At 55.9% G+C, this 23,517-nt stretch carries 18 protein-coding genes; 12 read left to right on the forward strand and 6 right to left on the reverse strand.

Annotated elements, in window-relative coordinates; genetic code table 11:
• Positions 1–82: 82 nt before the first annotated feature.
• Positions 83–1,552: a sulfatase family protein gene (locus tag NG895_RS15635; protein WP_252853458.1), complete on the forward strand. Its 1,470-nt coding sequence runs from the start codon at positions 83–85 to the stop codon at positions 1,550–1,552.
• A 15-nt stretch (positions 1,553–1,567) separates the two neighbouring features.
• On the opposite strand, the gene NG895_RS15640 is transcribed toward NG895_RS15635, so the two are convergent.
• Complete coding sequence (locus tag NG895_RS15640; protein WP_252853459.1) at positions 1,568–2,908, reverse strand: sulfatase family protein; 1,341 nt, start codon at positions 2,906–2,908, stop codon at positions 1,568–1,570.
• A 228-nt stretch (positions 2,909–3,136) separates the two neighbouring features.
• Positions 3,137–3,511 carry a hypothetical protein gene (locus NG895_RS15645; RefSeq protein WP_252853460.1) on the reverse strand — a complete coding sequence of 125 codons (375 nt, stop codon included), beginning with the start codon at positions 3,509–3,511 and terminating at the stop codon, positions 3,137–3,139.
• A 298-nt stretch (positions 3,512–3,809) separates the two neighbouring features.
• Here NG895_RS15645 and NG895_RS15650 point away from each other — a divergent pair, with 298 nt between their 5' ends.
• Complete coding sequence (locus tag NG895_RS15650; protein ID WP_252853461.1) at positions 3,810–5,069, forward strand: glycosyltransferase; 1,260 nt, start codon at positions 3,810–3,812, stop codon at positions 5,067–5,069.
• Between the two features lie 36 nt (positions 5,070–5,105).
• Here the strand turns inward: NG895_RS15650 and NG895_RS15655 are convergent, their stop codons facing one another.
• Positions 5,106–6,083 carry a glycosyltransferase family 2 protein gene (locus NG895_RS15655; protein WP_252853462.1) on the reverse strand — a complete coding sequence of 326 codons (978 nt, stop codon included), beginning with the start codon at positions 6,081–6,083 and terminating at the stop codon, positions 5,106–5,108.
• Between the two features lie 342 nt (positions 6,084–6,425).
• On the opposite strand from NG895_RS15655, the gene NG895_RS15660 reads away from it, so the two are divergent.
• The 9 genes from NG895_RS15660 to NG895_RS15700 all read left to right on the forward strand — a co-directional run bounded on the left by NG895_RS15660 (position 6,426) and on the right by NG895_RS15700 (position 15,026).
• Positions 6,426–7,436 (forward strand): NAD-dependent epimerase/dehydratase family protein, encoded by a 1,011-nt coding sequence (locus NG895_RS15660; RefSeq protein WP_252853463.1) that lies wholly within the window; start codon positions 6,426–6,428, stop codon positions 7,434–7,436.
• A 36-nt stretch (positions 7,437–7,472) separates the two neighbouring features.
• A complete protein-coding gene (gene rfbC / locus NG895_RS15665; protein WP_252853464.1) occupies positions 7,473–8,036 on the forward strand; it encodes a dTDP-4-dehydrorhamnose 3,5-epimerase in 564 nt (187 codons plus the stop codon).
• A gap of 193 nt (positions 8,037–8,229) precedes the next feature.
• A complete protein-coding gene (locus NG895_RS15670; RefSeq protein ID WP_252853465.1) occupies positions 8,230–9,180 on the forward strand; it encodes an NAD-dependent epimerase/dehydratase family protein in 951 nt (316 codons plus the stop codon).
• Positions 9,177–10,166: a glycosyltransferase gene (locus tag NG895_RS15675; protein WP_252853466.1), complete on the forward strand. Its 990-nt coding sequence runs from the start codon at positions 9,177–9,179 to the stop codon at positions 10,164–10,166. The genes NG895_RS15670 and NG895_RS15675 overlap by 4 nt, the downstream gene beginning before the upstream one ends.
• A gap of 7 nt (positions 10,167–10,173) precedes the next feature.
• Positions 10,174–11,112: a sulfotransferase family protein gene (locus NG895_RS15680; protein ID WP_252853467.1), complete on the forward strand. Its 939-nt coding sequence runs from the start codon at positions 10,174–10,176 to the stop codon at positions 11,110–11,112.
• Positions 11,109–12,164 (forward strand): glycosyltransferase family 2 protein, encoded by a 1,056-nt coding sequence (locus NG895_RS15685; protein WP_252853468.1) that lies wholly within the window; start codon positions 11,109–11,111, stop codon positions 12,162–12,164. The genes NG895_RS15680 and NG895_RS15685 overlap by 4 nt, the downstream gene beginning before the upstream one ends.
• A 5-nt stretch (positions 12,165–12,169) precedes the next feature.
• Positions 12,170–13,171, forward strand: coding sequence for a sulfotransferase family protein (locus tag NG895_RS15690; RefSeq protein WP_261361151.1), 1,002 nt, complete (start codon positions 12,170–12,172; stop codon positions 13,169–13,171).
• 65 nt (positions 13,172–13,236) lie between these two features.
• Complete coding sequence (locus NG895_RS15695) at positions 13,237–14,382, forward strand: glycosyltransferase 61 family protein (protein ID WP_252853470.1); 1,146 nt, start codon at positions 13,237–13,239, stop codon at positions 14,380–14,382.
• Positions 14,379–15,026, forward strand: coding sequence for a sulfotransferase family protein (locus NG895_RS15700; protein ID WP_252853471.1), 648 nt, complete (start codon positions 14,379–14,381; stop codon positions 15,024–15,026). The genes NG895_RS15695 and NG895_RS15700 overlap by 4 nt, the downstream gene beginning before the upstream one ends.
• 109 nt (positions 15,027–15,135) lie before the next feature.
• Here the strand turns inward: NG895_RS15700 and NG895_RS15705 are convergent, their stop codons facing one another.
• From NG895_RS15705 to NG895_RS15715, 3 genes are all read right to left on the reverse strand, one after another.
• The gene (locus NG895_RS15705) at positions 15,136–16,236 is read right to left on the reverse strand and encodes a hypothetical protein (protein ID WP_252853472.1); all 1,101 of its coding nucleotides are present in this window, start codon (positions 16,234–16,236) and stop codon (positions 15,136–15,138) included.
• 329 nt (positions 16,237–16,565) lie between these two features.
• Positions 16,566–17,576 (reverse strand): glycosyltransferase family A protein, encoded by a 1,011-nt coding sequence (locus NG895_RS15710; protein ID WP_252853473.1) that lies wholly within the window; start codon positions 17,574–17,576, stop codon positions 16,566–16,568.
• A gap of 453 nt (positions 17,577–18,029) precedes the next feature.
• Positions 18,030–19,646 (reverse strand): right-handed parallel beta-helix repeat-containing protein, encoded by a 1,617-nt coding sequence (locus tag NG895_RS15715; RefSeq protein WP_252853474.1) that lies wholly within the window; start codon positions 19,644–19,646, stop codon positions 18,030–18,032.
• A gap of 1,114 nt (positions 19,647–20,760) precedes the next feature.
• Between NG895_RS15715 and NG895_RS15720 the strand changes: the two genes are divergently transcribed.
• Positions 20,761–23,421 (forward strand): AMP-binding protein, encoded by a 2,661-nt coding sequence (locus NG895_RS15720; protein WP_252853475.1) that lies wholly within the window; start codon positions 20,761–20,763, stop codon positions 23,419–23,421.
• The last annotated feature ends 96 nt before the right edge of the window (positions 23,422–23,517 follow it).

Raw genomic sequence — 23,517 nt, forward strand, 5'->3', positions numbered from 1 at the left:
CGCGATCTGACAACCACCTCCAGTTGCCCTATAATCGAACCCTTCTGAAGCTTGTGCCCCCATCCCCCCCGGACGAACGAACATGCTCCGATCAAGTTTGTATCTAGTGCTACTGCTAACGGCCGCTGTCACGCAGGCTCGTACTCCGAACATCGTGGTCATCTTCATCGACGATATGGGCTACGCCGATATTGGGCCCTTTGGAGCGGAAGACTTTCCGACTCCGAATCTCGATCGGATGGCGGCCGAGGGTATGGTGCTGACCGACTTTCACTCGTCGACCGCTGTATGCAGTGCATCTCGCGCTTCGCTGCTGACCGGGTGTTATTCGGAACGGGTGAGCATCCGCGGCGCTTTCGGCCCCAAGTCCAGGGTTGGCCTGAATCCCGAAGAGGTAACCATTGCCGAGCTCTGCAAGGCGAAAGGCTACGCCACGGCCGTGTTTGGCAAATGGCACCTGGGCGATGCCAAACCGTTCCTGCCTGCCAACCAGGGCTTTGACGAGTGGTTCGGCCTGCCGTACTCCAACGACATGTGGCCCCTGCATCCCGACTTGGTGCGACTGCCGCCCGACGCAGAAGAACGCAAACGGCGTTATCCCCCGCTACCGTTGTACGAGGGCACCGAAATCGTCGATCACGAGGTAACCGCTGAAGATCAGAAGCAGCTCACCACCCAGTATACCGAGCATGCGGTCGACTTCATCCATCGCAACAGCGACAAGCCGTTCTTCCTCTATGTCCCCCACAGCATGGTGCATGTTCCCATCTTCGTCTCGGACAAATTCGCGGGCAAAAGCGGGGCCGGACTGTTTGGCGATGTGGTGATGGAAGTCGACTGGTCGGTGGGGCAGATTCTCGAAGCGCTCCAGCAGGAGGGCCTCGACGACGACACACTTGTGCTCTTTACCAGCGATAACGGCCCCTGGCTGTCGTACGGCGACCACGCCGGCTCGGCTGGCCCCTTCCGTGAAGGCAAAGGAACCATGTTCGAAGGCGGGTACCGGGTGCCGTGCGTGGCTCGCTGGCCCGGCAAAGTGCCCGCAGGCGCAAAGAGCGATGAACTGGCGAGTACCATCGACCTGCTGCCAACCATCGCCGGCTTGATTGGGGCCGAGGTACCGAGCGACCGGACCATCGATGGCAAGGACATCTGGCCACTGCTCTCCGGCGAAGCGGACGCCAAAAGCCCGCACGACTACTTCGCCTGCTACTACGGCGGTGAGTTGCGAGCGATTCGCGACCCCCGCTGGAAGCTACACTTCCCGCATGGCTATCGCACTCTGGCGGGACGCGAGGGTGGCCACGACGGCATGCCAGTCAACTATTCGCGCGGGAAAATCGGCTTGGAGCTCTTCGACCTGAAGAGCGACCCCGGCGAAACGACCAACGTGCTTGACGACCACCCCGATGTTGTCGCCCGCCTGCAGGAAGCGGCCGAAAAAACACGCGAGGATTTGGGAGACAACCTGCAGGATAAAAAAGGCTCGGGCGTCAGACCGCCGGGCCGCCTGAAGCAACTGCAGAAAGCCAAGGACGCTACTCAATCGTAGGTTCCTGCTTATTGGCTACAAACCGATCCGCGGATCGAACGGCTCCGATGGCATCTCGTACGCCCGTGCCGTTTCGAGCATGACCTCCACCACATTGGGGTGCTGCTGGGCCACGTTCTGCGACTCGCCAATGTCGGCCTCGAGATCGTACAGCTCCACTTTGTTGGTACCGCGGTCTTTGACGTAACCGTAGAACTCTTTGCGGTTCGGCAGGATCAGTTTCCACTTGCCGCGCCGGTAGGCGTGCATCTCGCCTCGGCAGAAGTAGTAATACTCGTCGCGTGCTCCTTGCTCTGCTTCACCTGTCAGTAGCGTTGACTGGTCGACGCCGTCCAACTTGCGGTCGGCAGGCGGTTCCACGCCCGCGAGACTGCAGATGGTGGGCAGCAGGTCGATGGTGGCGAACACCGCATCGCTCTCGCGTCCCGCAGGAACGTGTCCCGGCCACCGCACGATGCATGGCACGCGTAACCCTCCCTCGTAGGTGGAGCCTTTGCCGCCGCGCAGCGGCCCCGGCGAGCCCCAGGCGACTTGGCCATTGTGGCGTTGGCGGAGTCGATCTTGCATGTTGCACCAAGGGCCGTTGTCGCTGGTAAACACGACCAAGGTGCGCTCCGTGAGCCCCAAGCGGTCCAAAGCGTCTAACAGTCGGCCCGTGTGGAAATCGATCTCCTCGATCGCATCGCCGTACAAGCCGCCCTCGGATTTGCCGCGAAAATCGTCCGAGGCGCCGACGACCGAGTGCACCATGGTGTGCGCCAGGTACAGCAGAAAGGGTTCGTCGGCGTTCTGCTCGACAAACTCTATCGCCTTGTCGGTGTAAAGCCCGGTGAGGCTCCCCATGTCGTCGGTCTTGCCGGCCGGAGTGTTGTTCTCATGGAACGCAACCTTGCCATTGTCGTTGGCTCCCAACGGACCGAAGTAGTAGTCGAATCCCTGCGCTAGCGGCATCCTTTCGCGAACTGCCGCCCGGTTCGACACATCCCACTTACCGATGCAACCGGTGCGGTAGCCGGACGGTTGCAGCAATTCGGCGATGGTCACTTCGCTGGCCGGCATCGACCAGCCGAGACTGTGAATCGGGTAGCGTCCCGTCAGCAGTGCCGAGCGGCTCGGTCCGCAGACAATTTGGGCGTAGAAACTGGTGAACCGCGTTCCCTGCTCGGCCAGTTGATCGATGCGCGGTGTCTTGAGATCGGTAGCGCCGAAGCAGCCAAGGTCGCCGTAGCCCTGGTCGTCGGTGAAGATGATTACCATGTTTGGCCTGGCCGCAGGCTCCGCTGCCCGCACCGCCGAACACGCTCCCCAAGCGTAAACACAACAGAGCAACAAGCTGACGATTGGCGAGAAGTTCATTCTATTCACCTTCCACGAGTACACTACCTGGGAGCGACTAAATAGGTTGCAGTTAGTTTGGCACTGTGTTCAGTTGGAGCCGGAAAGGGTGAGCGGGATCATCGTTGAGGGCGATGCTTTGGTTTACCATGGCCGGTACCAAGTTAGAGACGGTTTCAAAGAAGTAGCTGATGAAAGCGGACCGCTTGAGCTGCCCCCAGAAGCGTTCAATCAAACTCAGATTCGGGGTTACGCGGCGCTCCAGATCATCCGTACATTGTCGCGGCAGGCATGCAAGTCGTCACGCACTTTCTGAGCGTGGCGACCGGAACTCTTGCGAGGCTCCACGGCAGCCAACACTTCCTCCGCGAAGTGATACAGCCCACGGAAGACGGCCGACCAGTCTCGCTCGACCGCCTCGGTGATTTCATGAGTCTTCCCCCCGTCCATCCACAACGGCACCACTTTGGCTCGACGACACACTGCCACGCTGGGCGGACGATCAGTAAGCTCGTGAATTACCGCCGCTGCTCCGCGGCAGGTAGTCATCGCACAAACCAGGGGCGAGACATGGACACGGTTCTTGTTGACCAACGACGCTTGTATACTAAACTGTGAAAACATCATCCAATGTCGCTTAGAGAGACCAATCTATCTGCTCCGGAAGCTATCTCCGCGAGCCCCCTCACAATTGATCGCCTGGCCTCTTGCCCGAATTATCCGTAGATTCCATATCACTCGAAGGACCGTACCTCCAGGGAATTTGCCGTCGAGATTTTCATATCGATAAATGATCGCGTCTTTAGGGTGTGCAATTCTGTCTTTCTCGGAGTCCCTCGCAAGGTAGGCTTGTGACTAACTGCTCTGGTTCGCAGCATCTAGCGTGCCCATGAACCCAGCCTCCCCCACATTAGAATAGGCGATGATCCACTATATAACCACCGATGGCGTCGGCAACGCCACGGTCGCCAACGAGTTGCAACAATTGGGGAAGCAGAAAGTCCCGTTCGTGCTGCATGCCATGCGCCGGCCTCGGTCATTGTTTCACGCAGCCCACGCCGTGTCCGAATTGCGTGATCGCACGCACTACTTGTATCCGCTTCCTCCGCTAAAGTCGTTGCTATCCTTTGTGCTGGGACCCGTCTTGTTTGGGCGGAAGTTTTTTCAGGTTGGCTGGAATGCCCTTACGGGCAGGCGTGAGAACCTGCGGGGGAGGGTTGCCAGCCTAGCGCACTTTTTCGTGGCATGCCACTGGGCGAGGAAGCTGCGCCACGAGGACGTCGACCATATCCATTCCCAGTGGGCTCACTCCTGCGCCACGATTGGAATGTATGGCGCATGGCTGGCAGGGAGATCATTTAGCTTTACCGGACACGCTTGCGACCTGTTCCGCGATCGCGTTGCTCTTTGCGACAAGATTGATCGAGCCGAGTTCATTGTGTGCATCTCTGAATTTCACCGCGAGTTCTACATCAAGCAAGGGGCCGACCCATGCAAGCTAGTCCTCGTTTACTGCGGCATCGACCCCCAGCGATTCAGCCGCCAATCCGTCGAAAGAGAAAGTTCGGTAGTCAGAATCAACTCTGTCAGTCGCCTGGTAGAAAAAAAGGGCTACAGCTATCTCATCGAGGCGTGCCAACTGCTCCATAAACGGGGTGTAGATTTCAGGTGCGTGATTGGCGGGTCAGGGCCACTTGAGCGGTCCCTGAGAGACCAGGTGCAGCGACTTGGGTTGGGAGACCATATCGATGTAACGGGGCAGACCGTCACTCAAGAGGAATTATCCACCTTCTTGAGCAATGCGGACATCTTCTGCTTGCCATGTGTTTGGGCTGCCGACCAAGATGTGGACGGCCTGCCACAAACGCTCATGGAAGCAATGTCGTGTGAAACGCCGGTGGTTTCGACGCATCTGGTCGGCATCCCCGATCTGGTAGTTGATGAAGAAACAGGCCTGCTGGTCGAACCCGAGAATGCGGAGCAGTTAGCAACCGCCCTCATGCGCTTGTGCTCGGATAGTGAACTTAGAAAACGGCTGGCGGTCGCTGGGCGAGCGTTGGTGGTTCAGAAGTTCAATATCCACACGTGCCTTCAGCCGCTAGTAGAGCGTTTTCGCTCGAAGCTCCAGGCAGACGCGGTCGAGGCGCCCGCATCAGACGTGGAACCGTCGCCCGCTCGCTGAACTTTGTCGGGGTGTGCTTCTTCCCCCTTCGACGTACTACAAACTTGCAGTAGCCTTAGCCGGGATGCTGAGATGCTTCGGCGCTTTGGCTCGCTCCGGATGCGCTTGCTCAATCCGGGCATGATAGTCGGCGAGCGTCCGTGTTTTGCCTCTGACGAGGCATTCGCGCTCGAAACGCCGGACCTCTTCGCGACAGGCGGTATCGGCAAATCGTGACTCTCGCCGCAGTGCCGACTCGAGATAGCCGGCCACGATCCCGACGCCACTCAAGAAGTAAGGCTTCTCGAACATGCGATACATGCTGGCGGCAAGTACGTAGTACCACGCCGAACCGATAAAACGTTTGTAACGCCCCCAACGCTTGCGGCCGTGCCAGAAACTAACATGGCTCGACCCCATACGCCGCAGATGGATGATCTTGAGGTCCGGGTCGTGCATCGACTTGGCCTTCCACCCCTTCAGGCGACACATGTGACCATCGATTCCATCCCAACCCAAGAAAGGTACGAATCCGCCGATGTCGCGGAAGCATTCCGTCCGATAGAATTTCGCACAGCCGTGCGAATTCTCATCGCCAATACGCTCCTCCCATTCGCGCTGCTCTTCGCGCAAAAAGGTCTTCCCTGAAAGAGTTCCCAACCAAGGATCCTGCGCGTACTCTTCGAGCAACCGCTCGAAGTAGCGGGGTCCGAATTCCAGATCGCCATCCAACTTGCACACGAAGGCATAGTCGTCGAGATCGACGCTGGCCAGGCCGATGTTGAAGGCCTCGATGACACCGGGGCCAACGCTCCGTTCCCGGTTGGGATCACGGCGGATAACACTGAGGAAACCAAGCTGCTTTTCTGCTTCTTCAAGAATCCTCGGAGTCTCGTCGGTCGAGCCATCGTCGACGACAACCCACCTTGCTGGCGCAATCGTTTGACTGGCAACCGAAGTAATCGTCGACTTCAGAAAGGCAGCCTCGTCACGGCAAGGCGTGATCAACAGGTAGGGCTGGGAATCCACGTCCATCGGCGAGACCAATCCGAGTCGAAGTTAGAGTATGCGAATCTGACCACCGAACTTCTACTGTGGTCAGCCGCGGATGCTATACATTCGATGATAAGTGGTTCGGGGCCAATATCAAGCGAACTCTCCTATCCTGACGTTTGTAGCGAGCCATGTCTGACACGTCCCGATGGACCTTACCGTCACAATCGGCGCAATGCGCATACTTGGTTCTTGAAATGAGAATCTAAGCGGACCGGCAAACCCATTCGAGCGTATCGTTGCCCGTATTCCCCATGCTGACTACGATAGAGCATTCCCCCCAGCCACAAACCTTCCCCCCTCCGATCCCTGCGGATCCCCCCTATGTCAAACGTACTGGTTACCGGACATTTAGGCTACATCGGCGCTCATCTCGTGGAAGTGCTTCAAGCAGCGGGGCATACCGTTACCGGCTGCGATTTAGGGCTTTTTTCGGGATGCAACTGGAAGCCGTTGACGGCGCCCGACAAGGAGATCCTGGGGGACGTAGCGAATCTCACCGAGCAAGACCTGGATGGCATCGACGCCATTTGCCACCTTGCTGCCATTAGCAACGACCCCATGGGCGATCTCGACCCTGGTATTACGCTGCAGGTGAATCGTGATGCCTCCGTAGAACTGGCTCGTCGAGCCAAAGCTGCTGGCGTCGAGCGATTTCTCTTTTCGGGCTCCTGTTCGGTGTATGGAGCTGGCGATAAGCTCGACCTGACAGAGACCGACCCTCTACGACCGTTGACCGCCTACGCCCAAAGCAAGATTGAAAGCGAGGAACTCATCGGTCGGTTGGCAGGCGATGGTTTCAGCCCAGCCTACCTACGCAATGCCACTGCTTACGGCGACTCGCCAATGCTGCGCATCGACCTCGTTGTAAACAATCTGCTGGCCTCTGCTCTATCCTACGGCGAGATTCGCATTAAGTCCGACGGATCCCCCTGGCGACCGCTCATTCACTGCCGGGATATTGCCCGCGCGTTCCTGGCGTTTGTCGAGGCTCCTGTCGAATCGATCCACAATCAAGCCATCAATATCGGCGGCAACAGCGAGAACTATCAGGTACGTAACGTTGGCGACTTGGTACAAGAGCTCATCCCGAAGGCATCCATTGTCTACACCGGAGAAGTGGGCGAAGACCCGCGCAACTATCGAGTCTCTTTTGACAAGCTGTCTCAGGCCTTGCCTGACTTCGAGTTGGAGTATGACCTTCGCCGGGGCATGGAGGAACTGCACAAGAGCATGGTCGATCACGGCTTCAGCGCAGCCGACTTCGAAGGCGACCAGTTCGTGCGGCTGCGAACACTGCGGAAGCAATTGGATAAACTGACACGCGTAGCATAGTCGCGTTGCCCCAAAAATCTCACCGAGGAAGCTGCCATGCTGTTTCATCCAACCGGACTCGCCGGAGCCTATCTGATCGAACCAGAGCGCCGTGGCGATCATCGCGGGTTCTTCGCCCGCATTTTTTGTGAGCGCGAGTTTCTCGCCCACGATCTCGTCACCAACTTCGTGCAGGCGAACAATTCTCTCACCGGCCAACAGGGCACACTACGCGGCATGCACTATCAGCTAGCGCCCCATGCTGAGACGAAGCTGGTTCGATGTGTTCGAGGCGCCCTGTGGGACTGCATCGTAGATCTGCGATCGGATTCGAGCACGTTCGGCCAATGGTTCGGGCAAGAATTGAATGCCGAGAATCGGCTGATGATGTACGTGCCGAAAGGATTCGCCCACGGGTTCCTGACCCTGTCGGAGGACGCCGAGGCGATTTACTTCGTCGATGAGTTTTACGCCCCCGAAGCGGAACGAATTGTCCGCTGGGACGACCCAAAGTTTGCTATCAACTGGCCGTCGAAGCCCGTTTCGCTGTCAGAGAAGGACTCTCAGGCCCCTGATTTCGATCCAGCCCACCACTTGGCGATTGAGACCCCGCAGCAATAGGCGCTGTCGGGATTGCAACCCGTATAATTGGAAGCTTCGGCACCGGATGCGGCAATAATGCCCGTCCTAAAATCGCTAACTCTTGGCCACTTTACCGCTTTCGACTACCATCAAGTCTGCGGCTGACCGCTCCGACTTCAGGCTACTTCGCCGGCAGTCGATCCTTCATGCAATTGCCTTTGGCAACCCGACCATGCGAATACTGTTCACAGGCGCAAGCTCATTCACAGGCTACTGGTTTGTTAGCGAACTAGTCCGCGCCGGACATTCCGTGATCACGACCTTCACCAGGTCGGAAGGGGACTACTCTGGTATCCGCCGCGAGCGGATGGATCGAATTGCGGAGCAATCCCAACGCAGCTGGAACTGTCGATTCGGCGACGAGCGTTTTCTCTCGCTGATCGACGAGGTAAAGCCCGATGTCCTCTGCCATCACGCGGCCGAGGTAACCGATTACAGAAGCCCGGATTTTGATTTCGTTAGCGCACTGCGGCAGAACACGCACCAATTGCCTGCAGTCCTGGAGAGACTGGCGGCAGTCGGCTGCCAGCGCATCGTGACTACTGGCACGGTGTTTGAGGCACACGAGGGAGCGGGAAGTGCCCCCCTGATCAGCTTTTCCCCCTATGGCCTCTCCAAGTCGCTTACCGATCAGACCATCCAACACTTCGCCAGCACATTCGGGTTCTCCCTGGGGAAGTTCGTCATCCCCAACCCCTTCGGCCCACTCGAGGACCCCCGGTTTACTGCCTACCTTGTCCGTTGCTGGAAAGCAGGCGAGATGGCGGAGGTCCGCACACCAGACTACGTTCGCGACAACATCCACGTTTCGCTCCTTGCCAAGTCCTACAATCGGTTTGTAGAGCAATTGCCGACCACCTCGGGCTTTGTCAAAACCAACCCCAGCGGCTACGTGGAATCGCAAGGCGCCTTCGCCCAGCGCTTCGCGGACGAACTGCGAAAGCGCTGCAACTGGAAGTGTGAACTTCAACTTGCCAAACAAACAGAATTCCCCGAACCACGCGTCCGAATCAATACCACTCCCCTAGACAGCGAAGCTTTGGGGTGGAATGAATCCGAAGCGTGGGACGCCGTAGCAAAATTCTATGACCTTACCCGCGGTAGTGAGGTCACGCAGCAATGACTGAGACGAAGATTCTCATTGTCATCGTCTGCTACCGGTCTGCCGATCTGGTAATCGACTGTTTGCACTCACTAGCTCCCCAGATCGATGATGTGCCCGGAACACGGGTGGAAATCTGTGAGAACGGCACGGGAGAAGAATCGCTGGCCCATTTGCAGGCGGCCATCGACATGAATAGATGGAGCGACTGGGTTTCGATAACGCCTATATCCCCCAACCGGGGATTTGCCGGCGGCAACAATGTGGTACTTGGTCCCGCTCTCGCATCCGAGAATCCTCCCAGATACCTACTGCTACTGAATGCCGACACCATCGTGCGGCCCGGGGCCATCCGGGCGATGTACGATGGCCTGGAAGCCCAGCCCAACGTAGGAATCCTGAGCCCACGGCTGGAATGGCCAGATGGCACCCCCCAGGGCAGTGCCTTTCTGGACTTCACTCCGCTACACGAGTTCATCAAGGCGGCGGGCACCGGAACCGTTACTCGCCTGTTCAAGCGGGGACATGGCGGCATGCCGCTCAGCGACGAGCCGCACCATGCGGAGTGGGTCAGCTTCGCCTGTGCGCTAATTCGACGAGAGGTCTTTCAGAAATGTGGACTACTGGATGAGGGTTACTACCTGTACTACGACGACGCCGACTATTGTCGTCTGACCCGTCAGGCCGGCTGGGATGTGCTGTACTATCCACTGGCTCGCGTCGTCCATCTGCGCGGGAGGAGCAACCCGGCCAAGTCGCTCGCCGCGGAGAAGCGGCGGCGGCCTCGCTACTGGTACATTTCGCGGGCGCGGTACTACGCCAAATTCAATGGCCGAGGGCATCTGTGGCTAGCGAATACGATGTGGTGGGGTGGCCGTTTGATTTCCCTTGCGCGGGAGCTCGTGGGCAATCGAGCTCGGAGTGTCTGCGACAAGGAGGGGCGTGATATCTGGATCCATGCCTGGACCCCCATGAAGCACCATGAGCCGAGCGACCGTCAATCCTGAGGACCCAATGCAGTCGCCTACAATCGATTCACCTGGCCCCGACTTCCTCATCATCGGCGCGATGAAGTGCATGACGTCGACGCTGCACGAGCAGTTGGCGGCCCAGCCGGGGATCTTTATGACCACCCCCAAGGAACCCTACTATTTCTCCAACGACGAAGTCTACGCCCAAGGCGAAGCCTGGTATCGCAACCTCTTCTCCGCAGCCAGCGCCGGCGACCTTTGCGGTGAATCGAGCACCCACTACACCAAACTTCCCACCTATCCGCACACGGTCGAGCGGATGCACGCCGCCTTCCCCGACCTGAAACTCATTTACGTCATGCGGCATCCGATCGACCGGCTCGTCTCGCAGTACGTGCATGAGTGGTCGGTCCGGCGCATTGACTGCCCGATCGACGAAGCGGTGGATAGTTTGCCGGAGATGGTCGACTACAGCCGCTATGCTTACCAGTTGGAGCCCTACCTGCACTCGTATGGCCCAGATCGCATCCTGCCGGTGTTTCTCGAACGCCTCCAAGCTGCCCCGCAAGCCGAGTTGGAGCGGATCGCCCAGTTCCTCGGCGCGACCGACCGACTGGTTTGGGTCGACGACCGCTCCCGCCAAAACTCGTCGCAAGAGCGGATGAGATCGAGCTGGCTGCGTGATGCGATTGCCTACGCACCAGGCCTTTCCTGGTTCCGGCGGACTTTCATTCCCAGGAACTTCCGAGACAGAATTAAGGCGTTGTGGAAACTGCCCGCGAAGCCCACGCTTAGCCTTGAGATGGAGCAGCGATTGAAGCGTGAATTGGACACCGATCTACAGCAGTTAGGTCGCTGGCTTGGCGTGCAGCTCTCCTGCGATCATTTTAAGAAGGTCGTGGCTAAATCGCCGTTCACGTGGAAATCGGATGCAATCCGCGAGTTGCACACCGCATCGACGCGGCAGGAGACGATGACGTGAGCACGAATACCGAGGTTCGGTTCAAAGTTGGCGGCGTTGCGATCGGCCGCAACGAGGGAGAGCGGCTCCGCGCCTGCCTGGGATCACTGGTACGTGATCTAGATCATGTGGTGTACGTCGACTCCGGATCCGAAGATGACAGCCTCGAGATGGCAGAGCAGCTCGGAGTCGAGACACTACTCCTCGACACCGCAGAGGGCTTCACGGCCGCCCGAGCCCGCAACGCAGGCTTCCGGCGTTTGCTAGAAATCGCTCCCGAAGTCGAGTTGATCCAGTTTGTGGATGGCGATTGCGAGGTGGTCGAGGGCTGGATTCCCGCCGCAACGCAGTTCCTGCAAACCCATCCACAGGTGGCAGTGGCCTGTGGACGACGTCGGGAGATCGATCCAGACTGCAATGCCTATCATCGCCTGGCCGAGATGGAGTGGGACACACTACCGGGAGAAGCCCATTCTTGCGGTGGCGATGCACTGATAAAACGCCAAGCCTTCGAGCAAGCGGGCGGCTACCGCAACTCCCTCATTGCCGGTGAAGAGCCTGAGCTGTGCACACGCCTGCGAAAAGACGGGTGGACGATATGGCGACTGGATGAGGAGATGACGTTACACGACGTCCGCATGTCGCGGTTTGGCCAATGGTGGAAACGAGCGGTGCGTGCCGGACATGCCTACGCCGAGGTTGCGGTGCTACATGGATCGCTGACTGAGAGGCATCGCTGGCGGAAGCTCCTTAGCATCTACTTTTGGGCCTTGTTGCCAGTGTTCGCTCTGTCACTTTTTCCCCTTGCGGGGACCTCCCCCCTGGTCGTGACCGGTTTCGCGTATGCGATACAATGGGCCAGAATCGCCCGCTATCGCATGCGCCAGCACGGAGATCCACTCGCCGATGCCTTTTTGTACGCTGCATCATGCATTGTCGCGAATTGGCCGACCGCGATAGGTTCGCTCAAGTACATCGGGAATCGGCTGCGAGGCTCGCGATCTCAGCTCATCGAATACAGCCAGCACACCGCTGGTTTGCACGCGCATCAGACAGCAGACAAGCACACGTAATGGGAATGGGTGGGATAACATTGGCACATTCGCATACAACTCGAGACCGTTCTTCCGTCTCAGGCACCAGGCCAGAGCATCCGGTTTTCATTGTCGGAGCCCTTCGTAGCGGGACTACAATGCTACGTCTAATGCTCGACGCCCATCCGGAAATCTGCAATTTTGGGGAGTTCGAGTACGCCGTAAAACACGCCAACGACAACTTCGTCCCGGATCCTGTAAAGTATGCTCAACTTCTCCAAACCGATCGAGCATTTCTTGCCCATGGCTTTGAGATTCCAAGTACATCAAGTTACGAAGAGGTGATCAGATCTTTCCTGTCTCAGGCTGGGGAAAGAAGTGGCAAACCCATCGTGGGCGCAACGGTACATTCCCGCTTTGATCTCCTGCGGAGCATCTGGCCGAAAGCTCGATTTATCCATCTAATAAGGGACCCCCGCGACGTCGCAAGAAGTTGTATTGGCATGGGGTGGGTGGGCAACGTATGGTATGGCGCTGATTACTGGCTCGACGCTGAGAAAAGATGGGAAAAAGTGACTGCCGAGTGCTCTTGCGAGGACTACCACGAGCTAAGCTTCGAAGCACTTGTCGTTTCACCCGAGCAAGAGCTGCACAAGATCTGTCGCTTTCTGGATCTTGACTACGATGCCCGCATGTTGACCTACGCGGCAAACTCGACTTACGAACCGCCGGATGCAAGCCTTGTCAACCAGTGGAAGACAAAGCTCGCACCAAAACAAGTGAGTCTCGTCGAGTCAAAGTGTGGAGATCTGATGGAACGTCGAGGCTACAGTCGCCACCCCAAATCCCACAGACCATCCATTGGGACGCGAGTCTATCTGGGGGCACAGAATAGCCTGGCTCGCAAGGCTTTTAACCTAAGGCGCTATGGCTGGCCGCTCTATTTAAAATGGCAAATTGCGAAACGACTCTCAAGCGGCAATGCCACCTGGGCAAGTCGAGTGATTGCTGAAAAAAACAAGGTCGACATAAGCTACTTACGGTAGGGGGAATGTGCGCCGACGCCTGTTGACCAGGCTCGCCGGCCGATTCTTGTCTTGGACTAGTATTCATGCTACTTGCAGCCGCCTCACATCAGTTTCCTGCCATCACCGTGCCAGGTGGGCCAGTCGTCGGGCAACCGACCAGACTGCTCGACGCCTGGACTCCGTCACCATTGGTGATGTGGGCGCCCGAGTTCCACTACGCTTCGCACTCAATTCGCTTCGAGGTACACGATGGCCAATCGTCCGCACCTCGCCCCACTGGAATCAAGTCGCGGCTTAGCGACATCGCCTCTCGACGAAAGGAAGCAATACGCTTCCAAGATTCTCAACTCGTGTTCGACGTCCGGTACGACGACAACTCAAATGTGGCCCACATTCTTCAGAACCAGATTGGCGTGGGCTTGATAGCCCTGGAGGCGCTACAAGATGTGATTTCGACAAGGGATCTCGTCTTTATTGTGAATCAAGGTACACCCCAATATGCGCTCGACTTGTTTCGCACGATGCAATGTGAAGCAATCTCGAGTGACGCGCCGGTTGAAGGCAATCTGCTTAGCTCCAATCCCAGAAAGCTACTGTTGCGGGCTGTGGCGGGACGTTGGTTGCATCGACGCGCCGTCGAGCTTGGGATAGTCTCAGACAGTCGGGTGACTGGCGATCGAGTTTTCTTGGCACGACGTGGCCGGCGATCCTTGACAAATCACGAAAAAATATCGCAGCTATTGCAGGAACACGATTTCCGGACCGTTTTATTGGAGGAACTGTCTATACCTGAACAAATCCAATGTGTGGTGGGTGCCGAGACGATCTTTGGCATGCACGGCGCGGCATTGGGATATCTCCTGCTTCGCGGCGAAGAGATCTCCGACAAAGGGTTGTTACTTGAGTCATTTCCATGTGGCTATGCGACTAACTGGTGTCGGGCTATGTGTGGCCTTAATGGCCTTAAATGGATTGGACTTATGGGGTCGTTCGCAGATCAGGCATCGGATGCACTGGCACCTAGCAGGCAGCCGCGCCTTATGGAATCGGCAGACTACGAACTCGATGCGGGCACGATCTCGCGAATCTTGGCTCCTCCGACGCTGAACGCATTGGGCGATAATCCCTGGATGAAGCTTGGCTCAAATTTTGCCGTCCACCTGCCAGCCGACGCGTATAGCCAATTGCAGAACCAACGATTCCTTATCGATAACGAGGGAAGTACATGAACGACGAGCCCAAGATTTTCTGCATTGGTTTTCAGAAGACAGGTACTTCGTCACTCGGGAAAGCGCTGGAGATCCTCGGGTATCGGGTTTGTGGTTATCAGCAGTTTCGTGATTTGGCAGCCGTTCCAGTCGACGACCTGGGGGACCGAATTCAGGAACGCGCAACGGATTTGATAACTCAATACGACGCCTTCAAAGATACGCCTTGGCCGGTTCTGTATCAACTCTGTGATCGCATCTATCCAGGTAGCAAGTTCATTCACGTTATGCGAAACGAGGATTCCTGGATCAAGAGCGTTGTCAGCGATTTTGGCTGCTACCCTAACTCCGTCCACACCTGGATCTACGGTGAAAGTGCGCCTCTCGGCAACGAAGATGCTTACCTCAAGCGATACACAAAACACAACCAGGAGGTTATGGAATACTTCTCCGGTCGAAGTACTGACTATTTGCGACTTGACCTGAATTCTGGGGAGGTTAATTGGGAGAATATCTGCCGATTCTTGGACAAAGAAACGCCCGAAATCCCTTGGCCTCACGTCAACACCGCCAAAGACAAAGCACGGCGAATGTTGCTTCAGAGAATACGAGGTAAACTCAACAGCTTCTTCGGCTTCCCCCGAAAAGGAGGTGGCGTCCGGTGACGTTCGGACCTGCCCTTGCGTTACCAGCTGTCATTGAGCTCTTTGACTGAAAAGCCAGATTTACTCCACGGAGCACGACGTCCAGTGAAATCGGAATTGCTCCAGCTCACTACAGGGCGGCCTCACATGCTTTCGCGCTTGATGATTGCAGGCGGCGCAACGGGCCAAGTGCGATCAGCACTAACATTAACAATGATCCACTCAAAGGTTCGGGGACATCCAAGGAGCCCGCGACGGCGGAGGCCTCTGCCTCACCAAAATGCATCTTCCATACTCCATAGTCGGCAATGTCAACGATCCCATTGCCACTGCCATCTGCTGCGGAGTAAGGCTGCACGTTAGACCCCAGCAAATTTCGCCACATCGTGTAGTCGGCGATATTTGTAATTCCATCTTCGTTGTAGTCAGCAGCTGGTCCAACCGGAGAAAGTCCTTTTACGGATCCAACTCCCAGATAGTCCACTTCCAACCGTTGGTTGGTGAAGAAGTTTCGATCGTCGTTCTCAATTACTCTTACATAATCAAGAATTGGCTCACTGAATCGGAACACGAACACTTGGTCCATCTCGCTTGCTACATCTGAGTCACTGATCGCGAACTCCGGCAGATTAAGTAGGAAATTCGATACGCTGCTATTAAACCCATTGAAGATCCGCTGCCTTGAAGAACACTCCGCATCGGCGCACAGTTCTAGGCTAAACGGATTCAAACCACCATCTTCAGCCAGGATCAAATCCGTGAAACCACCCGCAACGGCACTGAATACAACCGATGCGTTCCTACCGAAGTCGATGTTATTGCTCGCGTCCAAATCCTCGTCGTCCGCGTCACCGTCGCCATTTGCAGTTCCAGCATCATCCCAGACGCTGACCTCTAAATTGAAAAGAGACGCGGTGCCAGCGCCCACTTCGAACGGATCAGTAGGTTTTGAAGCATCGGGATTTAGATGACTGCTGTACATCAACGCCGCTTCGACGTCGAACGTAAAGTTGTCCACCAATGTTGCCGTAGTTGCCTTCAAGTTCCCATTGAAGTCACCCAACCTATATACGGTGGTTGTCTCGATGGCAAAGGGCGCAACAGAGTCGGTCGCAAGCACCCCGTGACTGCCGATTAGATACACGTCCATCGTGACTGCGAGGGCATTTTTCGGCTCCGGACCGCCAAACGTGTACAGCCACACGAATAAAAGGAGCAAGAAGTAACGCATCGACTGCGTAGGTGGCATCAGAGCATCCCCCAATCGTTAGCTTGCTACCTGCACCAAATGCCAATTCGTGACTGCAAACGCGCCGGTCCGCCGCCGACCAGTCGTGAACCTCGATCGCGCCCCGCCCCCCGTAGGTGCGGGCTGACACCCCCGAACCTATGCAACAATTGTGCGAGTCTAGATATTTTAATCGGTGGTACCAACGCCGACAACGCACAACAAATAGATTTCGATATTTCGAAGTGAGGACTTTGGCCCTACTTCCTGCGAGGTCCACGAATCACGCCGCCTATCGGATTCGGCGGGGAAGAGACCCCCGAGCGTACTTATTACCATTTGAACTCACGGCTTCGAAACCGCCGCCTCGCACCAGCATTCACGAATTGGGTATAGCACAGCTTAGCTCCGCTCAATGGTATCCTTGCGATACCCTTCCATCCATCCCGGCGCACGCTATTCACGAACTTCAGCACAGATTTGCGAGTCGATATCGCAGAATTCTGAGGCAGACCGGCATGCGCACGAAACGTCTCTTCTAATTGCTCTCCCCGTGAGAACCGGCGCAGAAGACGAATGCGATCTTGCCGATCACGAGCATGCCAAAGTGGCGTAAAGTAGGCTGCGTTCATTTCGGTTCCTAAAGCCAACCGTATGCTGTGCTCGTATAACTCTCCAAAGGTAGTATAGGGGGTGTACTGATGGCTGACCTTTCTCGAAGCTGCGATCGATTGAGTTCCCCGGGCTGAAGTAAACAGGCTAGTCTTTACACAGGCTGCCAGGAACCCATCTTCAACGAGACATAGCTTCGGAAGCCGTATGTCGCTCAACGCACCCGCAGTGGCGGCATAGAGCTGACCACAGATACTACCGTCACGGTGCGGCGTCTGGCCTACGCTGAAAGATAGACGCACCAAACGAGAACACTTTTCCGCAAACACCGGTTGGGGTTGCGAAACGACAATGCTGACATCTGGCGAATCCAGCGATTCGAGTAGCGTGGCAATCGCCTTGGGATCAAGGATTCGGATATCGCCATCCACAAACACCATTGCGGATGCCCCCGCGTTGAGCGCATGCTCGACAAAAGCATTCCAAGTGTTGGCCTTACCCCCTTCTTCCAAGTTGAGCGCAGAGGCGGTTCGATAGTCTCTGGTGGGCCACCGTTGCACTTCGGATTGAGCAACCTCAAACGACCGATCCGTGCAACCATTGCAGAGGATCGAGAAGTCGACCCTCAGGTCGGGAGGGAACACTTGTGCTTCCAAATCGCTCAACAGCTTTGGCAAACACTCCTGTTCGTTGTGGACGAATACCCCAGCCGCCACCACTCGCTTGATCATCAAAGACTACCACTGCTAGGACCGTATCTTGAAATTTGTCTAGTATTATACGTTGGGCACTAGCTTGGCGGAAACTGAGTTGCTTCAACTGCGAAGCGAAAGACGTTGTCTGGATGGTAGTATTCGCGGAACACTACCATAGCTTCCGCAGATGCACAAAATCTCCAATCCACTCAACGCGAGCGAGAAGTCCCGCGAGGGACGATACTGTCTCAAGTCATAGGTCAGAAAATCTGCGCCTCTATACTTGGTCGCGTAGAACGGGGCCTCAGTCAAATCCGACCTACCTTGCCAGCTGAGGTGGGCCTTTCTAGCGCAAGCTACGGCGGATTAAACAACACGCTAGAGTGAGTTTGGAGTTCCAGCTAGTCAGCCTGTTATCGAGGGGGGTAAAGCATGTGCCAGACGGGGATAGCGTCATGAAACGATGAAGCGATTGTCGAATCACCTAGACTATCTCAATAACGACTCTTCCAAGCCTGCCATGACTTGGTCCAGAGCCTGGATGTCGACCTGCTGCTGTTGCTGTGTTGAAGTTTGAGTGTTCAGCAATGATGCTTCTGGCAAGTCCTCGATTTCACTCACTTCGTCATCCAATTGAAGGTAGGAGACCTCGTCTTCCTCCATCGGTTCGCCCTGAGATTGTACGACCTCAGATTGTTCGACCTGAGATTGCACGCTACTCGTGATTTCAGGATGACTGACCGTATATACGGTCGCCGAATCGACGAAACTCTTCCAAGTGGCACTCGGGGCAAAGCTAGGCGTTGGTACAAATGAAGAAGAACTCGGCTCGGATGGCGCGGGTAGCGGAGTTAGTCCCACCTCATCCGCTTGAAATCCCTCGCGTATATACTCGTTGAGCGCGTGGGCCGTCAAATCTGCATTCCAGGTGCCTTGCGACTGACCAGCCCAAGCGCCCACGAGCTGTTCGTAATTGGTGAACCCGAGCTTCGCCGCGTAGCTCAGGCTGGTGCGCGTGGGATCGATGAAGCTTGGCTTCTCGAAATTGGCTGTCGGCTCATAGTTGGCCAGGTAGTCGGCAGTGGTGACTTCGGTTTGACCTAGTTCTTTAAACCACCCACCACTGTCACTTGCCGTGGAGTAGTACTGATTATTTGACAGCGAATAGCTGTCATCTCCCGCTGGCAAGGGATGGAGCATGTGCTTCACGCCGTTCGGGTCGACAAGGGTGTTGTTGGAGAACGTCATAGCCGACAACTGAGGAACTCTCTGAAACACTACCGGCCCTCCCCAACGATAAATCACATTACTATCAACCTCAAAGTTGTTGACGCCAGCGCCTTCGTTGTCGGTATTGATGCTGAGAGCATAGGGAATCTTCTGGGCATTGACGCGGTTGGCGATAATGTTGTTCTTGAAATACCCTCCCTCAATATCGCTGATCGATACTCCAAGGCCATCGGAATTGGTAAAGCCTTCGCTACTGCCTCCTTCAAGGTACACGTTGTCCTCAATTTGGAAAATGCTTCCCTCAATCACATCGTCGGGACCGTCCCCATACTGCGCTTGCGCGGGATTTCGAACATACAGATTGTCCTTAACAATATGAGTGCCGGAGTCTACCTTGAACTTGGTGCCCATCGATGAGCCACGAGAAAAGATATTTCCCACGACCGTGGAGCTGTGTACTTCATTCGAAAGATAAATGTTGTGGCTGAATATATCAGGGTTGTCTTTAGTTGGATGCCAGCCGTTATGATCGAAGAAGTTCTCCTCAATCACAACGTCAGTCGAGTAATTTGAGAAGAATCCAGTAATAGGGCTATTGCCCCAGGAGTTTAGAATGGCGTTTCTGCGAAGGTAAACATTCACGACTTCATTTCCCTCACCACCATACCCCTGAACCGTGATGCTTCCGAAGTAACCTTCAAGGCGGCAATCCTCTATCAGAATGTCAGATCCGGTGCCCGTAATCTTGACTCCCTGGCCACCGTCAGAACCATCAGCCGCACGATTATTGGGCGAAAGATCTAAACCAATGACGTAAAAGTAAGACGCCCCGGCTCCCGTACTGATGAAGTTGCTCGACGGGTCGGTGAGAAACACAGGTCGGTCTCCCGTCCCGTAGGTTCCAATGAGGGTTGGCTCATCCGCATTCCTGCCGTCGACGGGAGCGCCAAAGTTCTGATCAGTCCACGTGTCACCCCGCTTGAACAATAGGTGATCTGCGTAGCCGGATCGGAGCAGCGCTTTGCCTGCTTCGATACTTGCGACAGGGGTCTGCGCGCTGAGCCCAGAGTTGGCATCGTTTCCCTGCGAACTACTAACATAAACGATTCGTGAGTCGTCTGACGGCGTTACCACTGTCCAACCATCCGCAGTCATGGTAACCGCCATGAGAGTGCGGCATTCCAAGTGCTGAAAACTCAGCTTCCGGCATCCCCGAGCAATAGATGAGCCTTGTCCGTCCAAACAGCACTGCGATGTTAGCTTATTTACCACGGATTCTAGAATATCGTTGAAGAACATATCTCGGTACCGATTAGAGTGTGGAAGGTCGGACGCATAGGCGGAAGCCGGCTTCCACCAAACCTGTGTCAAAGGAGTAGGAGTCGTATTGTTGACGAGCGGACAAGCGAGAGCGGTAACTACCCAAAAAACCGCGTAAATGGCTATAGAAAACATAGTTCAATAGCTCCTCGTTAAACGTTGGATTGATAGCAAGGTAGTATTTATAGCCTGACTGTCCACCCCCAACAAACGCTGTAGAGCCTAAAATCCGACCAGTCGCGGATTGCCGACCACCGATCGGGCTCCGTCATCCCGCCAATGCCCCCCAGGAGGGGTGGGGGCTCCTTACCTAGGCGGAGTAACTTGTACCTCTATCGTCAATTCTCCAGGATTTCTACTTGACATTCTTCCCCATTCCAACTCCACGCTATCGCTGCATTCGCGCTGGCCCCCGTGAGTGAAGCGAATACGAAATCCCCGGGGCAGGCGTCACCACGCTGCAGCGTGCGGTCTGGTGGTCTCCCTAGATTCGACAACTGGTGCTTTGCCCAGCGGAGTTCCTCCTTCCCCCAAAATGAGAAGTAGACTTCGTAAGGTTTCACGAAGCTACTTTCTGTCCATAATGGGATTAATCTTGCGCCAATAAATCAGAGCGACCCGACAACGGCGCCGCTTAGCATCCTTTGCAAATTTCGAGAGCAATCACAGTATGGCAAGTGAAGCAGTAGGCGGCTCGAACCACAAACCTCGAACGCAGCAGTTGCCTGGTGAGATGCTCCTCGTGCAAGGCGTGAATAGCGCCGAGTTTGTCCGCTGTCTATTGGACGCCTACATCCGGGGCGTCCTTGTCAGTGTGGTTCCCCACGGATCGAAACCCTCCTTGCTCGGTATCAAGACGACAAACATCGTCACTCCAAATCACGACCACGGCTGGCATGCCTTTGAATATGAACCCTCTGAAAGTACAGAGGCCGCCCATGTTGCCTTCACCTCGGGAACCACTGGTAGCCCCAAGGCGATTGTGCTATCGCATCTAGCACTCGCCGATGTCGTGCAGCGACTGAATGCTACCATGCAAATCGACTCGAGCATCCGCGAATACGTGGGTGTCCCGGTTCATCTGAGCTTTGGGTTCGGTCGGTGCCGCGCGGTAGCGGCGGTCGCCGGGAAGTGCTTTCTGCCAGAACATGGCTTCAACCCCCTCGAAGTCAGCGAAATGATCGAGCGGGGTGAGATTAACGCCATTTCTGCCGTCCCGACTCAATGGCGAATCCTATTGCAGAATCCCAGTATTCTGAAAGGACGGGGCGCCAGAATCCGCTGGATTGAAATCGGCAGCCAATACATGAGTCGGCAAGAGAAGGAGCAGGTCCGCGACTTGTTTCCTAATGCCAACATTGTGCAGCATTATGGTCTGACCGAAGCGTCGCGGACCACATTTCTAGAGATCCATCGTGTCGCGGGGCACGAACTCGAAAGTGTGGGGAAACCAGTCGGCCGCACGGAGGTTCGACTTTCCGAGGAGGGTCGAATCCAGATTCGTGGACCTCATGTAGCATTAGGAGAAGTACGGGACGGCGAATTGGTTCCGTTGACGGACGAGAGTGGCTGGCTCACGACAAACGACCTGGGGAACCTGGTAGACGGCAACCTGTTCTTCACAGGTCGTGCAGACGACCTGATCAACTGTGGCGGCACCAAGATTGCCGCGGAACTATTTGAATCCGAGCTCCTGTCACTGCTTCAGATTGATGGAGGCTTAGCCGTCGGGCCGGCGGCCGATCCGCTGCGTGGACAAGTGATTCTGATCGCGCTGGAGCCCAGCTTGGCCAGTAAGAGCGACCAAATCCGGCGGGCAGCTGCGAAACTCGGCGAACGATTCGGCCTCAATGCAGCAGCGACGATCCGCATCGACCCTTGCGACGAGCTTCCCCGAACTGCGAGCGGAAAGATCAAACGAAATCAGCTGGAGCAGGCGGTGACCAACGATACTCGCCTGGCCCCAGCAGATGGCCATCGCCCAGGCACATCGATCGGACCGCCGGACGAGGAAGCGGTTAATTCCAAGAATCAGCTTGTGACAGTCTGGCAGCAAGTCCTCGGCATGTCGGAGGTACCGCGAGACCGGAGTTTCTACGAACTTGGCGGCGATTCGCTCACGGCTGTTGCCGCTATGCTACAGATGGAGAAGATGCGATTGCCGGCTTCGATCACGCGAAGGGTCTTTGAGGGAAAGACTCTTCAGCAACTATTTGACGAAATCGACGGCGTTGATATAGGTGCAAGCGTCAGCCTCGAACCGATCGCGGTGAAGAGCAATGTGATTAACGCCACGCGCGGAGTACTCGTTCTGCTAGTGATTGCCGTTCATTGGCTGCCGGGAGTGTGGAGTCGGTTGCCCGACGCATTTGCTGACATGGACAGCTACCTTCGTCCAGTCTACAGAATGGGTACACCGGGCTTCGCACTGGTTTTTGGTCTGGGTCTAGGCTTCTTCCAGCTACCACTATTGCGCAATCATCCCAGACGGCTTCGAACCGTGGTCAAGCGAAACGCGCTGATTCTCGCCGGTGGAATCACTTTGCTTGCTGTGGCCAAAGCCGGTGCAAATGGGTTGTCGCCGCTGCCGAACACTGAACCCAGCATCGTTTCTTCCTTCTACTCGGTTTTGATTTATTACCTGTTTGCTATCGTCGCAACTCCGGCCCTACTTCGTCCAATTGTCAATTCGAGTGCTGTGGTTGCGACCTGCTTACTCTTTTCGATGATTTGCTTCGCGCTCGGTGCGTTCGCCAAAAGCGTAGTTACCAACGATCCCACGACGGGCGTGGTGGAAGTTGTGCGACTGATGCTAATCGCAAAATACAACATCTTCGATATGACAGGCATTGTAATGCTAGGGACAGCCATTGGAGCAGCCTACCGCCGGACGACAGAAACCGAGGGTTCAACTGGGTTGCCATTCTTTCGCCTTGGCCTGGCAACGACTGGTTTCGGGCTGTTGACCTGCCATGCAACGGACGGCATGGCGGCGTGGATGAGCACCAGTGGAAAGGCTCCTTGGGCACTCATCACCTACACCGGCGTAGTGATGATATTGTGCAGCGTTTTTCAATGTACGTTTTCAGGGGTTCGGATGGGAAGCATCCCAAGACGCGTCTGCGAACTGTTGGTAATCATCGGAATGCTTGCTCTTCCTGCCTTCGTGCTTCACGAATCCGTGATTCCTATAAAGGATATCATCAGTGAATTGGGGATGCCGAGTATCGTTGCGTTAGCCATTCCTTTGACAGGCTTCTTTGCAATCCTAACCCTTCTGTATGTGAGACTGAACCGCGTCTATTTCGCGACGCTTAGCAGAGAGGATTAAATTGAGCCTCTCAGTCAAGGCTCTTTACGGCATTTCGGCAGCGCACACGCGCAGTCCAGTAGTAGCGCCCGTCGGGTGCAGATGATCATTCTGGAG

Origin of the sequence: Aeoliella straminimaris (assembly GCF_024054565.1) — a bacterium.
Classification (GTDB): Bacteria; Planctomycetota; Planctomycetia; order Pirellulales; family Lacipirellulaceae; genus Aeoliella; species Aeoliella straminimaris.

What these genes read in the sequence shown, in the direction of transcription:
- NG895_RS15635 (WP_252853458.1), top strand. Translation starts at nt 83, where the DNA reads ATGCTCCGATCAAGTTTGTATCTAGTGCTACTGCTAACGGCCGCTGTC.
- NG895_RS15640 (WP_252853459.1), bottom strand. Translation starts at nt 2,908, where the DNA reads ATGAACTTCTCGCCAATCGTCAGCTTGTTGCTCTGTTGTGTTTACGCT.
- NG895_RS15645 (WP_252853460.1), bottom strand. Translation starts at nt 3,511, where the DNA reads ATGTTTTCACAGTTTAGTATACAAGCGTCGTTGGTCAACAAGAACCGT.
- NG895_RS15650 (WP_252853461.1), top strand. Translation starts at nt 3,810, where the DNA reads ATGATCCACTATATAACCACCGATGGCGTCGGCAACGCCACGGTCGCC.
- NG895_RS15655 (WP_252853462.1), bottom strand. Translation starts at nt 6,083, where the DNA reads ATGGACGTGGATTCCCAGCCCTACCTGTTGATCACGCCTTGCCGTGAC.
- NG895_RS15660 (WP_252853463.1), top strand. Translation starts at nt 6,426, where the DNA reads ATGTCAAACGTACTGGTTACCGGACATTTAGGCTACATCGGCGCTCAT.
- rfbC (WP_252853464.1), top strand. Translation starts at nt 7,473, where the DNA reads ATGCTGTTTCATCCAACCGGACTCGCCGGAGCCTATCTGATCGAACCA.
- NG895_RS15670 (WP_252853465.1), top strand. Translation starts at nt 8,230, where the DNA reads ATGCGAATACTGTTCACAGGCGCAAGCTCATTCACAGGCTACTGGTTT.
- NG895_RS15675 (WP_252853466.1), top strand. Translation starts at nt 9,177, where the DNA reads ATGACTGAGACGAAGATTCTCATTGTCATCGTCTGCTACCGGTCTGCC.
- NG895_RS15680 (WP_252853467.1), top strand. Translation starts at nt 10,174, where the DNA reads ATGCAGTCGCCTACAATCGATTCACCTGGCCCCGACTTCCTCATCATC.
- NG895_RS15690 (WP_261361151.1), top strand. Translation starts at nt 12,170, where the DNA reads ATGGGTGGGATAACATTGGCACATTCGCATACAACTCGAGACCGTTCT.
- NG895_RS15695 (WP_252853470.1), top strand. Translation starts at nt 13,237, where the DNA reads ATGCTACTTGCAGCCGCCTCACATCAGTTTCCTGCCATCACCGTGCCA.
- NG895_RS15700 (WP_252853471.1), top strand. Translation starts at nt 14,379, where the DNA reads ATGAACGACGAGCCCAAGATTTTCTGCATTGGTTTTCAGAAGACAGGT.
- NG895_RS15705 (WP_252853472.1), bottom strand. Translation starts at nt 16,236, where the DNA reads ATGCGTTACTTCTTGCTCCTTTTATTCGTGTGGCTGTACACGTTTGGC.
- NG895_RS15710 (WP_252853473.1), bottom strand. Translation starts at nt 17,576, where the DNA reads ATGATCAAGCGAGTGGTGGCGGCTGGGGTATTCGTCCACAACGAACAG.
- NG895_RS15720 (WP_252853475.1), top strand. Translation starts at nt 20,761, where the DNA reads ATGGCAAGTGAAGCAGTAGGCGGCTCGAACCACAAACCTCGAACGCAG.